Raw genomic sequence first — 19892 nt, 5'->3', positions numbered from 1 at the left:
GCTCAATAACTCCATGTCGATCACTCCGCTGTCCCCCGCGATGCCGCGTGAGACGTGGTGAAAACATGGGTCACTTCTCGATGGAAAAATCCGTGCCTACCGGGTCAACTCTCAGTGGAAATCAACAGAGTTACAGGATTTTGCGTTCTCGCAGCGCGCCGTTGTTGAAGATGACTGAGATCGCAGTGTATCAGTCGACAGGAACCGCGGCAGGCTTGTCGGAGCGCCGTTCGGTTTGCCCTGGCCCACATCATCCCGACGATGGCGACTGGTATCGCCCGGCACCACACGTTAAGGTTCCAGGTCTGCTCCGAGCCCTGATGGGAGCAGGCACGGCGGGGTGGTAGGCGAACCTTACCATCCCGCCTCCAGCCCATCGTGGTTCAGGGGCTCGCACTGTTCAGGACCGTGATGCAGACGTTGGGCTGCCTAAATTCCGTAATGGGCCGGGCGGTTTGGTCCGGCTTCGAGCGCAGGATTTGTTCCGGCTGTGATCGTGCCGGAGGTCGCGGCGGCGACCGGCCCGCTGATGGCGGACGGCAGCGGCCGGATCGAGATCGTGATGGCGAACGGGCGGCGGGTGCTTGTAGATCGCGATGTCGACGTCCGGGATCTCCGCCCGGTCCAGCGTCACGCCGTAGAAGAAACGCAACGCACAGACCGTCTGGCTCAGCGTCGGCCAGGAAATGCCCTGCGACACCGGATAAACCTGGAACGCACGGACGTCCTCCAGCCCCATCCGATCCGGCGACCAGCCGAAATAACGGCTGAACTTCGCCACCGCATGCAGATAGGATCGTTGCGTCGCGGGCGACAGGTTGCGCAAGCTCATGTCGTCGATCATGCGACGGCGCAGCGGGCTTACCGCTGCCGTGGCTTCAGCCATGGGATGGTCTCCTGGTCAGGGGTTGGTCTCAGCAAACAAACCTTCCCATCAGGAAGCCATTCAAGCCAATGCACGCGCCACTCCCGCGTCAGCGGGTTTGTTCAATCCTTCTCAAACGCCCTCTGAGATAGGTCTGGGCGATGAAATGATCGTAGGCCATCGCTTATAACGATGACTCGGCTTTGCATTGCCGGCGAGGGGGATGCTTTCTCAAGCAGCGTCCTCGAGCTGGATATGCAGTTTGAAGCCCGCCGCCGTCGCCACGTTGACCAGGGCGTCCAGCGAGAACTTGTCGAGCTTTCCGCGCAGGAGATCGTTCAGCCGGGGCCGCGTCAGGCCGAGGCGCTTCGCAGCCTGATCCTGCGGCACGTTCCACGACTTGACCCGCTCGCGGATGCCCAGCAGCAGGTCAGCGCGCGCCGTCAGATTCGCCGCCTCTGCCGGCGTATCGGCCAGCGCGTCAAAGACGCTATCGAAGACTTCAACATTCACAATTTCGGCGTTCATTGTTCCGCCTTCCAAGTTTTCAGCCGTTTCGCGGCTAGATCAATGTCCTTTTGTGCAGTCTGTTGCGTCTTTTTCTGGAATGCATGAAGCACAAGCACCCGATCCGGCAACGTCGCCAAATAGATCACGCGAAACGCGCCTGATGCCTCTCTGATCCTTATTTCCCTAACGCCCGCCCCGACCGTCTTCATGGGTTTCCAGTCGGACGGTTCGAGGCCCGTTTGCACCGCCCGGAGTTCAACGCCCGCGCTACAGCGTGCGTCGTCTGGGAAGTTTCGTAGAACCTCGCGGCTGTCACCAAGAAAATGAATCGGCTTTGAGGTCGCAGGCTCCATTTAGGTGAGTGTATCAAAACAGAGACAGTCGCGCAATGTGCAAAAGGCTGGCGCTCGCTTCATGGGACATGCCTCGATCGAACTCCTGTCAGGACGGGAAAATCGCGAGTCGCAGAAATCAACATTATGGAATAAAATCAAGTAGATAGTGTCGTCAGGCTATCCCGGAGACCGCCGTTTGTCACCATCTTCCGGTCTCGGTGAGGCCTGGTATGAATAAGCATCGAAGCAGCGCCCCAACTCATATAGCCGTAACACTTTGATTTGGCCGACGATTTCATTCCGATGGGGGTCCCGATCGGCGCCGATCGGGACCCCCATTATCTGCTAAGTTAACGAACCAGATCAACGGGTTGTCCCTTATCCCACCCGGGGTCCACTTCGGCGCGTTTTCACAGCCGCCCCCAAAAAGCAGCCGATGATGGAGCCGAGCCCGCCGATGATGACGATGAACAGCAGCTGGAACGAGCGGTCGATGGAGAAAGCGTAGGGCTCCCACGAGCGCAGGTTGACGAACGCCCACAGCGCCCCGGCGAGCCCCAGGATGAAGGAGGAGATGGCGAACGCGGTCAGCTTCGACTGCATGGGGCGGATGCCGATGATCTCGGCCGCGATGTCCATGTCGCGGATCGCCATCCATTGCCGGCCGAGATTGCCCCGCACCAGGTTCGCGGCGCCGAGCGCCACGAGGACGGCGATGGCGAGGACGAGCAGACAGCGTTCCACCGGCGAGTCCACGTGCCAGCCGGCGATGACGAGGGGCGGCGCAGTGACCGAGCCGGGGTGACCAAATCGGCGGTGTCGCGTCGCTTCGTGGCGCTGTCGGCCGAAAAAATGAAGGCGTGGATGGCCGCCGACCTTTCCCCGTTGGATCTGCTGGTTATCCAGATCGACGGTATTCATATCGATCAGGACCTGATCCTGCTGGCCGCGGTCGGCGTCGACGGCAACGGCGACAAGCACCCGCTCGGGGTCATGGAAGGGGCGAGCGAGAACGCCGCTGTCTGCCAGGCCCTGCCCAACAACATGGTCGGCCGCGGCCTCGATCCCTCCGTCTGTCGCCTGTTCATCATTGATGGCTCACGCGCCCTGTCGAACGCGATCCGCAACAGCTTCGGGCGAAGGGCGCCGATCCAGCGCTGTCAGGTCCACAAGGCCCGCAACATCACCGAACGGCTGCCGAAATCCCTGCATGCCTCGGTGCGCAGGGCTCTTCGCCAAGCCTGGGAACTCGATGACGCCGACAAGGCCGAAAAGCTGATCCGCAATCTCGCCCGTGGCCTCGAGCGCGAGGCCCCGGGCGTGTCGGCCAGCATCCTGGAGGGCCTCGACGAGATCCTCATCGTCACCCGCCTCGACCTGCCGACCGAGTTGCGTCGATCGCTCGCCTGCACCAACATTATCGAGAACATGAACGGTACCATCCGTCGGATTTGCCGCAACGTGAAGAGATGGCGTGACGCGGCGACGATCCGTCCTTCACGACCCCGTGCCTACGCCTCCCTCGTCCAGCGCGACAAGGGCGAGCACAAACTCATCTGGTCGCGATGGCCGGCCACGGGCGCTCCGCTTCCCGCAAGGCGCCCGCCGCCTACACCCATCGACAGTCAAATCGGCGGCACAGGGAGCGCGACCCCGCAGAAAGCCAGGCGCATCGCAGGCAGCGTCAGCCCACAAAGCGATCGGCTCCTCGGAGGCCGTCGCCGAGTGTTGTCGGTTCGCGTGATATGGAAGACGCTGAAGTGACCGGTCAGCCGTCGCAATCGCGACGTCCCACCGACGCTTCTCAAGTGAGGGACGGTGATCGCGTCACCGATCGTCCTGACGGAGCGAGACGGCATGCACAAAACGAGTGAAGTGCTTGATGTGAATAGACCACCGGCCTCACCCGACGTCGCACCCGACTCAGCCTGGCACGCCCTCGCGCCCGATGCGGTTCTCGACGCGCTTCGCACGACCATCGATGGCCTCTCCGAGCGCGAAGCAACGGGTCGCCTTGAGGCCTATGGTCCCAATCGCCTGCCTCAGGGGACCTCGCGCAGTCCTCTCGCGCGCTTTCTGCTGCAATTTCACAATCTCCTCATCTATGTCCTGCTGGCCGCAGCGGGGCTGGCCGCGGCGATGGGACATGGCACGGACGCCCTCGTGATCCTTGCCGTCACACTTATCAACGCGATCATCGGCTTTGTTCAGGAAGGTCGCGCCGAGAAGGCTCTTGATGCCATCCGCGCGATGATCGACCCGCACGCCTCGGTCATCCGCGACGGCCGCCGTGTCACGGTTGGAGCGGACGCGGTCGTTCCTGGCGACATCCTGATGCTCGAGGCCGGCGACCGGGTGCCGGCGGACCTGCGGCTCCTCAGGGCGCGCAGCCTGAGGGTGGACGAGGCGACCCTCACTGGAGAATCCGTTCCCGTCGACAAATCGGTTCAATCCGTCGATGCCGGCGCCGCACTTGGCGACCGGTTGTCGATGGCCTTCTCCGGCACCTTCGTGACCGGCGGACAGGGAATCGGCGTCGTCGTGGCAACCGGCGCCGCCACCGAGCTCGGGCGGATCAGCACCATGATCGGTGCGGTGACGCAGCTGACCACGCCCCTCATCCGGCAGATGGACCGGTTCGCCCGCCAGATCACCATTGCCGTGCTCGGCATCTCCGCTCTCGTGTTCGCTTATGCCACGCTCGCCCGAGCCTACGACCTGGACGAAGCGTTCATGGTTGTGGTCGGCCTTGCGGTCGCGGCCATCCCCGAGGGCCTGCCCGCGGTGATGACGGTCACGCTCGCCGTCGGCGTCCAGCGCATGGCGCGCCGCAACGCCATCGTCAGGCGCCTGCCCGCCGTCGAGACGCTGGGCTCCGTCTCGGTGATCTGCTCCGACAAGACCGGCACGCTGACCCGCAACGAGATGACCGTGAGCATGGTGGTCACCGCCGACCGAGAGATCGAGGTCGAGGGCGCTGGCTATGCGCCCACGGGCGGCTTCCGGATCAAGGCAGGCGCCCCGCTCGATCCCGCCAGTGATCCGGTTTTGGTGGATCTGTCGCTTGCTGCCCTCCTTTGCAACGATGCTCACCTGCGCCAACGCGGCGAGGACTGGCTGGTCGACGGCGATCCCATGGAAGGGGCACTGCTCTCGCTGGCGATCAAGGCCGGGCACGAACCGACGGCCGTCCGGACCAGCTTCCCCCGCCTGGATGAGATCCCCTTCGATTCCCGGCATCGCTACATGGCGACGCTCCATGCCGGCAACGCGCAGCCGCCGGTGGTCGCCTACGTGAAGGGCGCGCCCGAACGCATCTTCGCCATGTGCAGCCATGTGGCGGCGCTCGACGGCGAGCGGCCGCTCGATCACCGCCTCTGGCACAACCGGATCGATGCCCTCGCCGAAAGTGGCCAGCGGGTCATCGCGATCGCACGGCGCCCCCTGGAGGCGGGCACACAGGAGATTTCGCCGGCCGAGGTCGCTCAAAATCTCACGCTGCTCGGTCTGGTGGGGCTCATCGATCCGCCGCGCCAGGAGGCGGTGGCGGCGATCGCCGAATGCAAGGCGGCGGGCATCAGCGTCAAGATGATCACCGGCGATCACGCCGCGACGGCACGCGCCATCGCGCGCCAACTCGGCCTTGGCGACGATCCGAAGAGCGTGACCGGCCAGGAACTCGATGGGATGGACGATGCCTCGTTCCGCAGGCACGCCCTGGAGGCGACCGTCTTCGCCCGCACCAGTCCCGAGCATAAGCTCCGCCTTGTCGAGGCGCTCCAGCTGGACGGCTCGATCATCGCCATGACGGGCGACGGGGTCAATGACGCGCCAGCGCTGAAGCGTGCGGATGTCGGCGTGGCCATGGGCGGAAAGGGCACCGAGGCCGCCAAGGAAGCCAGCGAGATGGTGCTCGCCGACGACAATTTCGCCTCGATCGTCGCCGCCGTGCGCGAAGGGCGCACCGTCTACGACAACCTCTCCAAGGTGATCGCCTGGACGCTGCCCACCAACGGCGGCGAGGCCGCCACCATCATCCTGGCGATCCTGTTCGGCCTCACGCTTCCCATCACGCCGGTGCAGATCCTCTGGGTCAACATGATCACGGCTGTCACGCTTGGCCTGACCCTCGCCTTCGAACCGACGGAACCGGGGGCGATGCGGCGTCCCGTGCGCCCCGCCCGCCAGGCGCTGCTCTCGGGCCGCCTCCTGTGGCGCATCCTGTTCGTGTCCGCCCTCATGGTCGCCGGGACGTTCGGCATCTATACTTGGGCCACGTCCCGTGGACTGTCGGTCGAGACGGCGCGCACCATGGTGGTCAACACGCTCGTCGTGCTGGAGATCTTCTATTTGTTCAGTGTCCGCTACGTGCATGGCACTTCGCTAACCTGGCAAGGGCTTCTCGGCACGCGGGCCGTGCTGGCCGGTGTCGCCACCGTGGTCGGGGCACAGCTCGCCTTCACCTATCTGCCTCCGATGCAGGCGGTCTTCGGCAGCCGTCCCGTGTCGCTTGGCGATGGCATGGCCATCGTTGCGGTCGGCGTTGCGCTGCTGGTCATCGTGGAGGCGGAGAAGCGGCTTGCTGCCGCGTGGGGCGCGCGGCACGCATGAAAGGGAGGGACCCTTGCGCGAGGATGGCATCTCGCGCGCCGTGACACACCCCGGGCTCTGCGTGACGCTGCGTCTCGTGGTAGAAGGCTGAAAGCGTAGCTTTCGGAGAGATGGCTGACAGTCTATCCAGGGGACGACGATCCGCGGAGGAAACCTTCGATGCTGAAAAACGTGCTGGTCCTGCTCGGCGAGAGCACCTCCAGTGCCGTGGCGAGCGCATATGCCCGGCGGCTCGTCAAGGCGCAGGACGCCCAGATCACATCAGTGTCAGGAGTTGATCTGTCATTCATCGAAGCTCCCATGCCCGGCACCATCGGCGGTGCGGCGTATCACGCGCAGATGGAAACGGGCCTCAAGGCTCAGGCCAAGAAGGCGCGCCGGCGTGTCGCGGAAACCTTTGAGAGAGAGTGTGCCAACGACGGAATCGTACCAAAAGGCATCAGCTTCGACGGCGATCCCTTTGAACAGGTGACGGCCGCAAGCGCGACGTCCGATCTTGTTGTCACCGGTCACGATGTCACTTTTCGCGGCACACAGCGCGAGCGGAACTCCGACACCTTGAATCAGCTGCTTTTCACGACCCCGCGTCCGGTTCTCGTCTGCCCGGATCAGCTTCCCTCCGTAGGCTCCGTCCTCATCGCCTATGACGGAAGCCTGCCGGCCATGCGCGCGCTCCAGCTCTTCGTGCTGATCGGCGCTTGGAAGGGCCGTCGCGTGCAAGTTTCCTCCGTCGATTCGAACCTCCAGACCGCGGAGCGGCTGGCTGGCGAAGCCTCGGCCTACCTCCATCTCCATGGATACGAGGCCGATCCGCGCCCTATCGGCTCCGCGGAGCCCCCCGCGGAGATCATCGGCGTGCAGGCCGCCCATGGCCAGGCCGAGCTTCTGGTCATGGGCGCCTACGGCCATCGCGGTCTCAAGGAATTCCTCTTCGGATCGACGACGCAGAGCCTCATTGGCGCGCCGAAATCCTGCATCTTCCTGTACCATTAGCGCGGCAGCCGGGCCATCGGCCCGCGCCCCTTGAACCATATCGGGAGCGCTTCGGCCAAACAGGGCCGCCACATTCCACCGGGGCTCGCAGAGCCTCATCCACCTGACCAAAGCCAGGCGTGACGAGGCATCCGACGGTGACACTGCTTCTCGTAATCCTCATTCCCTTCCTCGGCGCCCTGATCCCGCCGCTGGTGATCCGCTCCGGGCGCAACACCTGCGCGGCGGCGACGGGCGCCGTGACGCTGCTCGCCCTCGCTCTGCTCCTCTCCCACGCGCCGGCGGTGTTCTCCGGCGCGGTCCCCATGGCGGGCGTGGCCTGGGTTCCGTCCAGGGGCCTTTCCTTGTCCGTGTTCGCGGACGGGCTCGGCTTCTTCTTTGCGGCCATGATCCTCGCCATCGGCCTGCTGGTGATCGTCTACGCGCGCTTCTATCTGTCGCGCGAGGATCCCATGGGCCGCTTCTTCGCCTACCTGCTCCTGTTCCAGGGGGCCATGGTGGGCGTGGTCCTGTCCGACAACGTCATCGCGCTGCTGGTCTTCTGGGAGCTGACGAGCCTCACCTCATTCCTGCTCATCGGCTTCTGGACCAAGCGCGCGGAGGCCCGGCAGGGCGCCCGCATGGCGCTGGTCATCACCGGCGGCGGCGGGCTGGCGCTCATCGCCGGCCTGCTGCTGGTGGCGCAGGCGGCGGGTTCCTACCAGCTCACGGACATCCTCGCCCGCGGCGAGATGGTGCGCGCCTCGCCGCTCTATCTGCCGGCGCTGGCGCTGGTGCTGACGGGCGCCTTCACCAAGTCCGCCCAGTTCCCGTTCCATTTCTGGCTGCCCCACGCCATGGCGGCGCCGACGCCGGTCTCGGCCTATCTCCATTCGGCCACCATGGTGAAGGCGGGCGTGTTCCTGCTGGCGCGACTGTGGCCGGTGCTGGCGGGCACCGACGCCTGGTTCCTCATCGTCGCGCCGGTGGGGCTCGCCACCATGCTCCTCGGCGCCGCCATCGCCCTGTTCAGGAACGACCTGAAGGGCCTACTGGCCTATTCCACGGTGAGCCACCTCGGTCTCATGACCATGCTGCTCGGCCTCGGCACGCCCATGGCGGCGGTGGCGGCCGTGTTCCACGTCATCAACCACGCCACCTTCAAGGCGGCCTTGTTCATGAGCGCGGGCATCGTCGATCACGAGGCGGGCACCCGCGACATCCGCCGCCTCGGCGGCCTCATGGCGCTGATGCCCATCACCGGGACGCTGGCGCTCATCGCCGCCGCCTCCATGGCCGGCGTGCCCCTGTTCAACGGCTTCCTCTCCAAGGAGATGATGCTGGAGGAGGCGGCGCACACCTCCTATCTGGGGCTCGATTTCCTCTTCCCCGTGCTGGCGACGGTGGCGGCCGTCTTCTCGGTGGCCTATGCGGCACGCTTCGCCATCGGCACCTTCCTCGGCCCCGCGCGGCACGTTTATCCGCACCATCCCCACGATCCGCCGCTCGGTGTGTGGCTGCCCGTGGCGGTGCTGGTGGTGCCGGTGATCGCCATCGGCCTGTTTCCCGCTCCCGTGGCCGGGCCGCTGGTGGCGCTGACGGCCGGGGCGGTGATCGGCGGGCCGCTGTCGGATTATCACCTCGCTTTGTGGCACGGCATCACGCCGGCCCTCCTCATGAGCCTTCTGGCCTTCGCCGGCGGCGCGGCGCTGGTCCTCGCCTTCCGCCGGGCCGATGGCGTGCGCGCGCCTGCCGCGCCTCGACGCCAAGACCATGTTCGAGCTGGCCACCGGCGCCCTGGTGGTGGCGTGCCGGCGCAGCCTCGGCGCCCTGCATGACGGGGCACTCACCCGCTACATGGGCGTGACGGTGGCGACGCTGGTCGCGGTCGGCGGCTACGGCTTCTGGAGCGCCACCCACGGCGCCGGCACCCGCCCTCTCCTGCCCGTGACCGCGCCCGCCGTGACCACCTTTCTCGCCCTCGTCCTGGCCAGCGGTGCGGTATTGCTGTTCCATGGCGAACGGCTGACGGCGCTGATCCTCACCGGCGTGGTGGGCGTGGTGGTGGCCCTCGCCTTCCTGCAATTCTCCGCCCCGGACCTCGCCCTGACGCAGATCTCGGTGGACGTGGTCACCACCATCCTCATGCTGCTCGCCCTCAACCTCCTGCCGAAGGCAACGCCAAGGGAGGAGAGCCGGGCGGTGCGCTGGCGCGACGGCACCGTCGCCGGCCTCGCCGGGCTGGGCGTGGCGGGCCTCGCCTATGCGGTCCTGACGCGCGACGGCACATCCATCTCCGATTATTACCTCGCCCAGTCCAAGCCCGGCGGTGGCGGCACCAATGTGGTGAACGTGATCCTGGTGGACTTCCGCGGCTACGACACCTTCGCCGAGATCATCGTGCTCGGCATCGCCGCGCTCGCCATCTACGCCCTGCTCGATCCGGCGCTGAAGGGCGCGGCGGTGCGGCGGATCAAGGCGATGCTGCCCCGGACCGAATCCCGGGATGCCCATCCCCTCCTGCTCGTGGTTTCAACCCGCGTCCTCCTGCCCTTGTCGCTGGTGGTGGGCGCCTACATCTTCCTGCGCGGGCACAACGAACCCGGCGGCGGCTTCATCGCCGGCCTCGGGGTGGCCATCGCCCTCATCATGCAATACATCGCCTCCGGCTACGGCTGGGCGGCGGAGCGCATGAAGGTGGATGCCCAGTCCATGATCGGCGCGGGCGTGGCCATCGCCGGCCTCACCGGCATCGCCGCCTTCGCCTTCGGCCGGCCGTTCCTGACCTCGACGTTCGGCTATCTGCACTGGCCCGTGGTGGGCACGTTCGAGGTGGCCTCGGCCATGGCCTTCGACCTCGGCGTGTTCCTCACCGTGGTGGGGGTGATGGTGCTGTCGCTGGCACAGCTGTCCCGCGTCGCCCGCCGCATCGATCCGGCGCCCGAGGGCAAGGACGCCATGGACGTGCCGCTGGAACGCGCCGCCTCCGGCGCTACCGGCAGGGAGGGCTGAGCCATGGAGCTTCTCGTCGCCGCCGCCATCGGCATCCTCACCACGGTGGGCATCTACCTGATCCTGCGCGCCCATACCTTCCCGGTGATCCTCGGCCTGACCTTCCTGTCCTATGCGGTGAACGTGTTCCTGTTCGCCATGGGCCGGCTCACCATCGACCGCCCGCCGGTGATCTCGCCGGACGCTCCGGGCTACACCGATCCCCTGCCCCAGGCGCTGGTGCTCACCGCCATCGTCATTTCCTTCGGCATGACCGCGCTCATCGTGGTGCTGGCGCTGCGCGGCTATCTGGAGACCGGCTCCGACCACAGCACCCTCGACGCCCCGCGCCGGACCGACGCGGGAGTCGGGGCATGACCGCGCCGCTGGACCACATGACGATCCTGCCGGTGATCCTGCCGGCCATGGCGGCGGCCTTCCTGGTCCTCGCCCTGCGCCATCATCTCGCCGGCCAGCGCATCGCCTCCATCGGCGTCACGCTTCTCCTGGTGGGGATCGCGGCGTTCCTCCTCGCCCAGGCATCGGACGGCACGGTCCGCGCCTACCGGCTCGGCGACTGGCCGGCACCCTACGGCATCACGCTGGTGCTCGACCGGCTGTCGGCCACCCTGCTGCTGCTCACCGCCGTGCTCGCTTTGTGCGTGGCGATCTATGCCGCCGGCGGCGTGGACGGACGGGGCCGGCACTTCCATCCCTTGTTCCAGTTCCAGCTCATGGGCATCAACGGCGCCTTCCTCACCGGCGACGTGTTCAACCTGTTCGTGTTCTTCGAGGTGATGCTGATCGCCTCCTACGGGCTCATGCTGCATGGCGGCGGCCCGGGCCGGCTGAAGGCAGGTTTCCAGTACGTGGCCATCAACCTGCTCGCCTCGGTCGTCTTCCTTGTGGGGGTGGGGCTGATCTACGCCGTCACCGGCACCCTCAACATGGCCGACCTCGCCGTGAAGGTGCCGCAGGTGGCGGAGGCCGACACCGCGCTGCTGAAGGTGGGCGCGCTGCTGCTGTTCCTCGTCTTCGCCACCAAGGCGGCGCTGGTGCCCCTGCACTGGTGGCTTCCGGCCACCTATGCCGGCACCTCCGCGCCCGCCGCCGCCCTGTTCATGATCATGACCAAGGTGGGCGCCTATGCCATCATCCGGGTCTATGGCCTCGTCTTCGGCGCCGATGCGGGACCGCTGGCGCTGGCGGCGGCGCCGTTCGTCATTCCGGCGGCTCTGGTGACGCTGGGGGTGGGCGCCATCGGGCTGGTGGGAACCCCCCTTTTTCGGCGCTCTTCACGCTCTGGCTGTCGATGATGGCGGCGGTGGGCGACGCCTCGCGTTCCGCTCTTTCGCGGCATTCGACATAGAGGGCGTGATGGATGCGGTCGAGCGTGCCGTCCCAGCTCCACAGATCGAAGTAATCATACAGCGTCGAGCGCGGCGGCAGGTCCTTGGGGATCGCCCGCCACTGGCAGCCGGTGCTCAGGATGTACATCAGCCCGTTGACCACCTCGCGCAGGTTCACCGTGCGCTTGTTGCCGCCGCGCTTGGCCGGCGGAATGCGCAGGGCGATCAGCGTCCATTCCTCGTCGGTGAGGTCGGACGGATAGCGCAGGCGGCTGCGGTCATAGCGGGCGCGGTTTTCGGCTGTCCACATCGGCGGCGGCTCCCTCAGAATCAGGCCGCCTCTCTTGAATCACAAATGATTCATCCGATTCAATATGTTCGCGGACAGACACTTAGAGCCGATCCGGGAAGTTTTGATTCCTGATCATTGGCTTAAGGCCAGGCGCCTGAGCATGAGGCGGATCATGGCGAGGCGGATGAAGGCTGCGGCTTTCCGGGTGTGGCGTTCATAGTCCCTGGCGAGGCGGCGGCAGCGGCTGATCCAGGCCAGCGTTCGCTCGACGATCCAGCGCTTGGGAAGGACGACGAAGCGGTGGCGTGACGCGATCCTCAACCACATGTTTCCGCACGCACCACAGCCAGCGGAGCTTTTTCACTACACCCGCCGATTCGCTGAAGGGTATTGCCAAGACGGGGCACCTGCGCCTCCATTGGGTCCGCAAGCGCATTGATCAGGGTGAGCTCGAACCCTTCGCCATCAAGCATCGGCTGAAAGGTTACCTCGATTCAGCGGATAGTGAGCCGTACTTCAAGACCTTGTCCAAGGACCTCTTCTACATTTCGCTGACATGTCCGGGTGGCGGTGACGAATTCGAACTATGGCGCGCCTTTGCGCTGGGCGGCACCGGAGTGCGATTGAAGCTCTCGGTGAACCCCTCGCGCGCCGAGCTGCGGAAGATTCAGTATGAACCACCCGCAGGCACGCTCCTGACGGAACTGAACAGCACGCTTGCAGCCGAGGGTGAGCCACCCTTTGTGCCGTAGACGGTGTCGAAGATCGGCGCCTTCTATCTGCCGGCCACGCTTCATCGGGAAAATGAGGTGCGGCTGCTCATAATGAGATACTCAGGAGGCCGAGGCGAGACCGAATTTGACGGCCAGAATCGATACTGGCCGCTGCCAATTGGCCAACACAACGATTTCTGCGACATCCAGCTTCTCGAGATCCAGTGCGGTCCCGCTGCGCAGAGGAGCGACGTGCTGTCCGCCATTGCGGGCACGCCGTTCGAGACTACTGTGCCGGTCACCTGCGCGCCTCAGCCGTAACCCTAGCCAGGCGGGAGCGAGGACAGCCGCCCTTGCTGCAGGCGCCGAAGAAAGGTCCGCCCGGTCACCAGCACGACATGGAGGCGGAACGTGCAGTGATCCTTGTCGGACAGGCCGGGGTGCGATCCATCGGTGTGGAGCATCTTGAAGAGGCCTTCGATGGAGGTGTCCGCCAGCATCTGCCGCATGTTGGCGCCCTCCTGCAGCCGGGCCGCTCTGGATGGGTTGATAGAGCGGGCGATGTCGTTGAACAGCCCCTCGAGGAACGTCCGCAACTGCGCGTTCGCGGCCTCCCAGTCGCCGCGCGTGTGCGCCTCGATGGCCTGATCCAGATGTCGGAGCGTCACCGTGAAACCGAACTGCTTCAGCAATCCCCGGACCTCGTCATCAGCCGCCGGCAGATCCACCTCTTCGGGCAAGGCGGCCCGCAGATCGGGCGCCTCGCGCCATCCGCCCCAGACCACGACATAGCCGTCGCGTGCCAGCCCGCGCAACAGATTCCTCTGGCGGGCGCTCGAGGATGATTGCTCGGCCAAGCTTACCGCCTCGCGGACAAAGGCCTCGGCCAGCGAGAACCTCCCATCGAGGGTTTCCACCGGCACGGACACGCGATCGAGTATGGTCCGACCGAGCCGATCACACTTCTTTTCGATTCCAAGCGAGGTGTCGTCCGGGATCTCCGTCTCCAGGCCCAGGCGGAGCACGATCTTGTTGATCTGTGTGTGCGTCCGGATGGACTCGGCGAGGAACTCGTTGGCCGCGACAATCGTCGGCCTGGTGAATGGCTGCGTTCTCATGGCGCCTTCAATCTCCCTCCTCGTCTTCCCCATTCTCGGGCCCGAGATCGTCCTCATCGTCGCCCGGCAGGGGGAACCCGCCGGCGCGCAGTTGCACCGTGTCGAGCAGCCCGGCGTCCTCGAGCGCCTCGATGTCGGGCAGGTCGCGCAGGGTGTCGAGCCCGAAGTGGGACAGGAAACCCGCCGTCGTCACGTAGGTGTAAGGCGCGCCCGGCTGCGGGCTGCGGGGCCCGGGACCGATGAAATCCCCCGCCCGCAGCGCGGCGATGACATCGCGGCTCACCGCCTTGCCGATCATCTCGCCGAGAGCGCTGCGGGTCACCGGCTGGTGGTAGGCGATTGAGGCCAGCACCAGCATCTCGGTCTCGGACAGCTGAACGGGTGCGGGTTCTGAGCCGAATGCGGCGTGGATGGCCTCGGCATGGCGCGGCCGGGTACGCAGCTGCCAGCCGCCGGCGACCGCCACCAGCTCGTAGGGGCGCTCGCGCAAGGCCTCGCGGATGTCCTCGATGACGAGCTCGATGCTGCAGCTCCGACCGACCACGCGGGCCAGCAGCTCCCGGTCGACGGGCCCGGGCGCGGCGAACAGCACCGCCTCGACCCGGGCCATCCATTCGCGCCAGCGTAGCTCCGCTGGCAGCTCGGCGAGCTCGGTGTCGAGACCCGTGGTGGCGCGGCGCCGGCGGGCCATGGTCAGAGCCCGTAAAGCCGGAAGGTAGGCCGGCCCGAAAGCTCGCGCACCGCATCGAGCGTCGCGAGCCGCTCGAACAGCCGGCGCGATGCCCAGCGCGACAGCGAGGGTGTCGTCAGGGAGCCCGACACCGCATCGTCGTCGAGCAGCAGCCGGACCGCCTCCCCCGCCCCCTTGGCGCGCAGCTTCGGCGCCACCACAGCGAGGCGATCGGCGCGGCGGCCGATCTCGGCGGCAAGGCGGCAGGCCTCCGCCGCGCCGGCGGCCGCGGCGAGGCACAGGGCCAGCTCGCCCCCCTCCCCTCCCGGCCGATGCCGGCGACCGCCCGGACCGCCGCGCAGCACTGGCGCGTGGACCTGGGTGGCAAGCACCGGCACCGGGATCGGCCAGCGCAGGCGCGCAGCCAAAACGAGGTCCGCGAGCCACCAGGCGAGCGCCTCGGCCGCGGGTCCAAGGGCGGGAACCGCGCCGGCGACCGCAGCGGCGGCGAGCGGCGCCGGCCGGCCGGAAGCCGCGGCCGCCCCAATCGCTTCCGGCAGGCGCTCGAACGCCGGCGCCCAGGCGAGGCCCAGCAGATTGGCGAGGGAGCGCACGCCGTCGACGTCAATGATCGGGGAGCGGGAGGCCAGGCGCCGCCAGGCGGCCAGCAGGTTCCCGGCGGGGCCCGGATCGGCGCCGGGCGGGCGCAGGTGCCAGGCATCGCGCAGCGCCGCCGCATCCTCGTGGTGGCCGAGCAGGCGGGCGACGCTCGCGGCCGCGCTGAGGGCCACCCGCTGGCGCCAGGCGCCAGCCCAGGGCGGCTCTGCTCGCACCAGATTGTCGAGGGAATTCAACGCTGCGCCAGCCAGGAAGGCAGCCTCGACCGGGTCGGCGACCGGCGCGCGCGGCACGGCCCAGCCGGGTACGGCCGGCGGCATGACGGTGGGAGCGGGCGTCGAATCGGGCCTTCTCATGGGCGGCAGGGTACAGCGAGCGTGCGGTTATTGCCACGATTTTCACATTTAACCGCACGCCCTGTCGTCGAATAAAAACATCCGATAATATTGCATTATCGGTCGTTATTCACCTTTATATAGAAATGGCCATTTTCACGGCCTTGACGCCCGCGAATGGCCAACGGCCGGGTCCAGGATCGCGAGATTCCGCGTCTGCAGGTGTCGTGCATTTCATCACGGAATCGGCTATTAGGTAGAATATAGCCAATCAGGAACCTGGGCATTAACAATGGCTCTGAGCATCAAGGATCCCGAGACGGAGCGCTTGGCGCGCGACCTCGCCGCGCGCACCGGCGAGACGATCACCGTCGCCACCCGCCGGGCGCTTGAGGAGCGCCTTCGCCGGGTGGGATCCAACGCCCGCAAGGCGGCGGCCCTACTGGAGGACCTGGCGGCAATCCAGCGGCGCTGGAACGCCCTACCCGTCCTCGACCCCCGCAGCCCCGACGAGATCATCGGCTACGACGAGAACGGGGTCCCCTCCTGATGGTTATCGACACCTCCGTGCTAGCCGCGATCGCCTTCAACGAGCCGGAGGCGGCTCGCTTCCGCGCGCAGATCGCCGATGATCCAATACGGCTGATCTCGGCAGCCACACTCCTCGAGGCGGCGATGGTGATCGAGACCCGTCTTGGCGAGGCTGCCGGCGCCGATCTTGACCTGTTCCTGCACAAGGCCGAGGCCGAGATCGTTGCGGTGAGCGCTGAGCACGCCGATCAGGCCCGCCGGGCCTGGCGCCGCTATGGGAAGGGTCGCCATCCGGCCAGCCTCAACTTCGGCGACTGCTTCTCCTATGCCCTCGCCGCGCTCAGCGGCGAACCGCTGCTGTTCAAGGGCGATGATTTTTCAAAGACTGACATTCAGGCGTATGGATAATTTGATCCATACGTCATGACATAGATGTCCATACGAAGGAGGCGCTGATCCGAACGCTGCAGATCCGTGATGAACGCGCCCGCGCCCTGGCCGAGCAGCTCGCGGCACGCCGCAAGGTTACGATGACCGAGGCCGTGACCCAAGCGCTGGAGGGCGAGCTGAAGCGCGAGAAGGAGCCGCTGGCCAGCCGACTGAAGCAGATCGCCACCACCCTTGCGGCCGATGCCAAGCCTGGGGACAAGGTGATGACCAAGGACGAGATAGACGAAATGTGGGGCCACTGATGTTCGTCGACACCTCGGTTCTGGTCGCGATCCTAGCCGACGAGCCAGACGCCTCCGGTTTTGCCGCGAAACCGGAGTGCGCCCCTCCCGGGGCACGGAAGATCGGCGCATTGACGTGTCGGAGTCGGATCTTATATAGCTAGACAGTCTAGCTAGAAAGGTGCGCGCATGGATTGGCCGCTGCAGGATGCCAAGAACCAGTTCTCCAAGGTCGTGCAGAAAGCCCGCGCCGAGGGCCCGCAGGTCGTCACCCTGCGCGGCGAGCGCGCGGCCGTCGTGCTCTCGGCCGCCGACTATGACGCGCTGCGGGCCGGCCGGCCGACGCTGGTCGACGATCTGCTGTCAGGACCGGCGTGGAACGATGCGCTCGCCGAGACGGTGACACAGCGGGCCACGCGCCCCAGCCGTGACGTGCCCTTCTGATGTACCTCGTGGACACCAACGTGGTCTCTGAGGCCCGGCGCGGCACGCCGGCGGCGGTCTCGTGGCTGCGCGCAGTCGATCCGCTCAGCGTCCACCTCAGCGCCCTTACCCTCGGCGAGATCATGCGCGGCATCGCGCTGAAGCAGAAATCCGACCCGAAGGCCGCTGGCCGCCTCGCCGAATGGCTGCGCAAGCTGCGCCATGACCATGCCGATCGGATCCTGCCGGTCACCGACCAGATCGCCGTCGAGTGGGGACGGATCGCCACGCTCAGACCGCGTTGCGACATCGACGGGCTGATCGCAGCGACGGCCATCGTCCACGACCTCATCGTCGTCACCCGCAACGTCGTGAATTTCGAGGACACCGGCGCGTCGGTGATCAATCCGCAGGATCTCGAATAATGACGGTCGAAGCCGATCCGGAGCTGCGAGAGGGAGACCCGATCAATCCCCCCTCCCCTGCCCTCCCCGAACCGGTGAATCCGGCATCATCTGCTGTGCCGGCACACCTCGAGCGCCTCACCGAACGGGCGCGGGATTATGTCAAGGCGGCGAGCTCGGCGAACACCCGAAGGGCTTATGCTTCCGACTGGAAGCATTTTTCCGCCTGGTGCCGGCGGCAGTCACTGGAGGTCCTCCCTCCCTCCCCCGAAGTCGTAGGGCTCTACATCACCGCCTGCGCGTCCGGTGCCGTCACTCCGGGCGACAAGCCACATGCAGTCTCGACCATCGAGCGCCGGCTGTCGGCCATCTCCTGGAACTACACCCAGCGCGGCACGCCGCTCGATCGCAGCGACCGCCACATCGCCACCGTGCTCGCCGGCATCCGCAACACCCATGCTTCCCCTCCCCGGCAGAAGGAGGCCGTCCTACCTGAGGATGTCATCGCCATGCTGGAGACGCTCGACCGCCGCACGCTGCGTGGCCTCCGCGACCGGGCCATGCTTCTGCTCGGCTTCGCTGGCGGTCTGCGGCGCTCCGAGATTGTCGGCCTCGATGTCGGCCGGGACCAGACCGAGGACGGCCGTGGCTGGGTCGAGGTCCTGGACAAGGGGCTTCTCGTCACGCTCCGCGGCAAGACTGGTTGGCGCGAAATCGAAGTTGGCCGCGGGTCCTCCGACGCCACCTGCCCCATTGTGACGCTCCAGACCTGGCTGAGGCTGGCGAAAATCGGCCATGGCCCGCTGTTCCGTCGGGTGACCGGCCACGGCAAGGATGTGGGCCCAGAGCGGCTCAATGACCGGGAGGTGGCTCGCCTGGTGAAGCGCACGGCGCTCGCCGCGGGTGTCCGAGGCGATCTTACCGAGGGCCAACGGCAGGAAAAATTCTCCGGCCACTCCCTGCGCGCCGGCCTTGCCTCCTCGGCCGAGGTCGACGAGCGCCACGTGCAGAAGCAGCTGGGGCACGCCTCGGCCGAGATGACCCGCCGCTATCAGCGTCGGCGCGATCGCTTCCGCGTCAATCTTACCCGCGCCGCCGGCTTGTAACCTCACGCTGACTGTCGAAGGGGATTCCCTTCTTGTCCGACGTTCCGCCTCTCCGCCTCTCATGGCCTCTTCGCCGGCCTGGGCCCATCAGCCGGCGAAGAGCGGATACGCCCTGCCCCGTCGCGCTGTTGGTCGAGCTTCGCCCGCAGAAGCGCCATCACCATCGGCCAGGTCGAGAATTTGCCCTCCTGCGCCCGTTTCGTCAGGCTGCGCAAATAGCCCCCGGGGCTCGAAATTTGCTCCGTCCGCTGCAGGATCGCAGCGATGACCGTGGCCGCTTGCCCTTCTCCCATTGCGGCGCAGGCGTCCTGGTAGGCGCTGGGGCTGATACCGAGATAAGCCCGGGCCAGCTGCGCGGTCGCGAGCAGATCGCGCCACGTTCGAATTTCGCCTCCCGCTGCAAGGCCCCGGATTTCAGGACAAGCGTCAACGATGATGTTCAGGGGAAGGTCCCGTTGCGGGAGCATGCGGACGTTATCAGAACCACAGGCTTCGCCTTCCTTTTCAGTTGAGTGGCTATATTCAGATTCATTTTTAGAGTCTGGTTTTGAATTCTGTTTGTGGCGCTCATTATGAGACTCATTGGCGCTTGAATTTTGAGATTTTATGAAATCCTCCAGCGCCTTATGCACAAGCGCGCGAAGCACGCTGAGTTCGGCTAGGATAATCTCCACCATTGCCTTCGATGCTGACCGCGGGAGCCGCTCCATAAGGCCCTCATAGGCCATGCGATATCCTCGCCAGTCGCCAGGGACCCCTTCTTCGATGCCGGCGGCGATCATCTTCACAACGTCCCGCCGTGCGATCGTCAGCCGCTCGCGCAGGATGCGGAAGGCCTTCTTCTCCGCCTGGGTGGTCTCCGCGAGTCTTTTGAACTCATCCGCCCGGGCGACAATGGGCGCCAGGTCGAAGCCGTAAGCCTGCTCGATCTCACCCGACGGTCCTTTGCGCGCGAAGCGCTTGCCGTTCGGACTGTCTCTGCGAATGACCAAGCCGCAGTGCACAAGGATGGCGATATGCCTGCGAAGCGTCGCCGGCGACATGCCGTTCGCTCGATCGCTGAGCTGCGCGTTGGACGGGAAGACGACGAGATCGCCATCTGCGCACATCGTCGTCTCCTGGTGGAACGAAAGTAGTGCGCTGAGGATCGCGAGCGCCCGATCGGTCGCGCCGATCGCTTCCCGCGCCTCCCGGATATGCTGGAAGACCTTCCATTTATGAACCACCACATCGGGCGTGACGGCCTGAGCTGTCACTTGGCTGGCCATCAGGCCAAGCGACATCGACCGCCGCCCAAAGGGCGTCGTGGGCAAGTGGGTATGCATTTCCTTTTACCTGTGTTGAGGCAAAAGAAATCCGCTCGCCGAAACGGCACGTC

Annotated in this window: 19 protein-coding genes and 5 pseudogenes; 14 read left to right on the top strand and 10 right to left on the bottom strand. The window is 66.1% G+C overall.

The genetic code is table 11. The annotated features are described in order from the left end of the window. Nucleotides 1-604 precede the first annotated feature (604 nt). The 4 genes and pseudogenes from K9U41_RS01985 to K9U41_RS01970 form a co-directional block, all read right to left on the bottom strand. Nucleotides 605-886 (bottom strand): annotated as a pseudogene (locus K9U41_RS01985) (site-specific integrase); the annotation flags it as partial. 210 nt (nucleotides 887-1096) lie between these two features. Next, nucleotides 1097-1378 (bottom strand): helix-turn-helix domain-containing protein, encoded by a 282-nt coding sequence (locus K9U41_RS01980; RefSeq protein WP_282639180.1) that lies wholly within the window; start codon nucleotides 1376-1378, stop codon nucleotides 1097-1099. Between the two features lie 11 nt (nucleotides 1379-1389). Then, complete coding sequence (locus tag K9U41_RS01975; protein WP_282639173.1) at nucleotides 1390-1728, bottom strand: type II toxin-antitoxin system RelE/ParE family toxin; 339 nt, start codon at nucleotides 1726-1728, stop codon at nucleotides 1390-1392. 360 nt (nucleotides 1729-2088) lie between these two features. Beyond that, the gene (locus K9U41_RS01970) at nucleotides 2089-2415 is read right to left on the bottom strand and encodes an ABC transporter permease subunit (protein ID WP_394107365.1); all 327 of its coding nucleotides are present in this window, start codon (nucleotides 2413-2415) and stop codon (nucleotides 2089-2091) included. 33 nt (nucleotides 2416-2448) lie between these two features. Here K9U41_RS01970 and K9U41_RS01965 point away from each other — a divergent pair. From K9U41_RS01965 to K9U41_RS01940, 7 genes and pseudogenes are all read left to right on the top strand, one after another. Continuing rightward, nucleotides 2449-3195 (top strand): annotated as a pseudogene (locus K9U41_RS01965) (IS256 family transposase); the annotation flags it as partial. Nucleotides 3196-3567: 372 nt separating this feature from the next. Next, entirely contained in the window at nucleotides 3568-6321 is a 2754-nt protein-coding gene (locus tag K9U41_RS01960) for a cation-transporting P-type ATPase (RefSeq protein ID WP_282639170.1), read from the top strand. Between the two features lie 159 nt (nucleotides 6322-6480). After that, nucleotides 6481-7314 carry a universal stress protein gene (locus tag K9U41_RS01955; RefSeq protein ID WP_282639169.1) on the top strand — a complete coding sequence of 278 codons (834 nt, stop codon included), beginning with the start codon at nucleotides 6481-6483 and terminating at the stop codon, nucleotides 7312-7314. A gap of 137 nt (nucleotides 7315-7451) precedes the next feature. Further along, entirely contained in the window at nucleotides 7452-9131 is a 1680-nt protein-coding gene (locus K9U41_RS23840; protein ID WP_349237822.1) for a proton-conducting transporter membrane subunit, read from the top strand. Continuing rightward, nucleotides 9028-10305: a hydrogen gas-evolving membrane-bound hydrogenase subunit E gene (gene mbhE, locus K9U41_RS23835; RefSeq protein ID WP_349237821.1), complete on the top strand. Its 1278-nt coding sequence runs from the start codon at nucleotides 9028-9030 to the stop codon at nucleotides 10303-10305. Before K9U41_RS23840 ends, mbhE begins: the two co-directional genes overlap by 104 nt. A 3-nt stretch (nucleotides 10306-10308) precedes the next feature. Beyond that, complete coding sequence (locus K9U41_RS01945; protein ID WP_282639168.1) at nucleotides 10309-10662, top strand: Na+/H+ antiporter subunit C; 354 nt, start codon at nucleotides 10309-10311, stop codon at nucleotides 10660-10662. Continuing rightward, nucleotides 10659-11573 (top strand): annotated as a pseudogene (locus K9U41_RS01940) (proton-conducting transporter membrane subunit); the annotation flags it as partial. The gene K9U41_RS01945 and the pseudogene K9U41_RS01940, both read left to right, overlap by 4 nt. On the opposite strand, the pseudogene K9U41_RS01935 reads toward K9U41_RS01940, so the two are convergent. After that, nucleotides 11560-11943: pseudogene (locus K9U41_RS01935) on the bottom strand (IS5 family transposase); the annotation flags it as partial. The pseudogenes K9U41_RS01940 and K9U41_RS01935 sit on opposite strands and share 14 nt — an antisense overlap. 114 nt (nucleotides 11944-12057) lie before the next feature. Continuing rightward, nucleotides 12058-12222 (bottom strand): annotated as a pseudogene (locus K9U41_RS01930) (transposase); the annotation flags it as partial. Between the two features lie 8 nt (nucleotides 12223-12230). On the opposite strand from K9U41_RS01930, the gene K9U41_RS01925 reads away from it, so the two are divergent. Then, on the top strand, nucleotides 12231-12677 hold the full coding sequence (locus K9U41_RS01925; protein ID WP_282639167.1) for a hypothetical protein: 447 nt from the start codon (nucleotides 12231-12233) through the stop codon (nucleotides 12675-12677). Between the two features lie 284 nt (nucleotides 12678-12961). Here K9U41_RS01925 and K9U41_RS01920 read toward each other — a convergent pair whose 3' ends face one another. From K9U41_RS01920 to K9U41_RS01910, 3 genes are read right to left on the bottom strand one after another with little or no spacing between them, the layout of a single operon-like run. After that, nucleotides 12962-13756 (bottom strand): hypothetical protein, encoded by a 795-nt coding sequence (locus K9U41_RS01920; protein WP_282639166.1) that lies wholly within the window; start codon nucleotides 13754-13756, stop codon nucleotides 12962-12964. Between the two features lie 7 nt (nucleotides 13757-13763). Then, nucleotides 13764-14447, bottom strand: coding sequence for an SMC-Scp complex subunit ScpB (scpB, locus tag K9U41_RS01915; RefSeq protein ID WP_282639165.1), 684 nt, complete (start codon nucleotides 14445-14447; stop codon nucleotides 13764-13766). A gap of 2 nt (nucleotides 14448-14449) precedes the next feature. Then, on the bottom strand, nucleotides 14450-15364 hold the full coding sequence (locus K9U41_RS01910) for a DUF1403 family protein (protein WP_432715716.1): 915 nt from the start codon (nucleotides 15362-15364) through the stop codon (nucleotides 14450-14452). A 307-nt stretch (nucleotides 15365-15671) separates the two neighbouring features. Here K9U41_RS01910 and K9U41_RS01905 point away from each other — a divergent pair, with 307 nt between their 5' ends. The 6 genes from K9U41_RS01905 to K9U41_RS01880 all read left to right on the top strand — a co-directional run bounded on the left by K9U41_RS01905 (nucleotide 15672) and on the right by K9U41_RS01880 (nucleotide 18514). Beyond that, nucleotides 15672-15929, top strand: coding sequence for a type II toxin-antitoxin system VapB family antitoxin (locus K9U41_RS01905; protein WP_282639163.1), 258 nt, complete (start codon nucleotides 15672-15674; stop codon nucleotides 15927-15929). Next, the gene (locus K9U41_RS01900; protein ID WP_282639161.1) at nucleotides 15929-16318 is read left to right on the top strand and encodes a type II toxin-antitoxin system VapC family toxin; all 390 of its coding nucleotides are present in this window, start codon (nucleotides 15929-15931) and stop codon (nucleotides 16316-16318) included. Before K9U41_RS01905 ends, K9U41_RS01900 begins: the two co-directional genes overlap by 1 nt. An 8-nt stretch (nucleotides 16319-16326) precedes the next feature. Next, nucleotides 16327-16602, top strand: a complete 276-nt coding sequence (locus K9U41_RS01895) for a type II toxin-antitoxin system VapB family antitoxin (RefSeq protein ID WP_349237824.1) — start codon at nucleotides 16327-16329, stop codon at nucleotides 16600-16602. A gap of 168 nt (nucleotides 16603-16770) precedes the next feature. Next, entirely contained in the window at nucleotides 16771-17025 is a 255-nt protein-coding gene (locus K9U41_RS01890; RefSeq protein WP_282639160.1) for a type II toxin-antitoxin system Phd/YefM family antitoxin, read from the top strand. Further along, complete coding sequence (locus K9U41_RS01885) at nucleotides 17025-17429, top strand: type II toxin-antitoxin system VapC family toxin (protein ID WP_282639158.1); 405 nt, start codon at nucleotides 17025-17027, stop codon at nucleotides 17427-17429. Before K9U41_RS01890 ends, K9U41_RS01885 begins: the two co-directional genes overlap by 1 nt. Then, nucleotides 17429-18514 carry a site-specific integrase gene (locus K9U41_RS01880; RefSeq protein WP_282639157.1) on the top strand — a complete coding sequence of 362 codons (1086 nt, stop codon included), beginning with the start codon at nucleotides 17429-17431 and terminating at the stop codon, nucleotides 18512-18514. The genes K9U41_RS01885 and K9U41_RS01880 overlap by 1 nt, the downstream gene beginning before the upstream one ends. 59 nt (nucleotides 18515-18573) lie before the next feature. Here the strand turns inward: K9U41_RS01880 and repC are convergent, their stop codons facing one another. Next, a complete protein-coding gene (repC, locus tag K9U41_RS01875) occupies nucleotides 18574-19839 on the bottom strand; it encodes a plasmid replication protein RepC (RefSeq protein WP_282639156.1) in 1266 nt (421 codons plus the stop codon). Nucleotides 19840-19892 lie beyond the last annotated feature (53 nt).

This window comes from Xanthobacter autotrophicus (genome assembly GCF_029991245.1).
Lineage (GTDB): Bacteria > Pseudomonadota > Alphaproteobacteria > Rhizobiales > Xanthobacteraceae > Xanthobacter > Xanthobacter autotrophicus_C.
The sequence above is the reverse complement of the archived record's forward strand: the minus strand, read 5'-3'. Positions and strand labels throughout refer to the sequence as shown.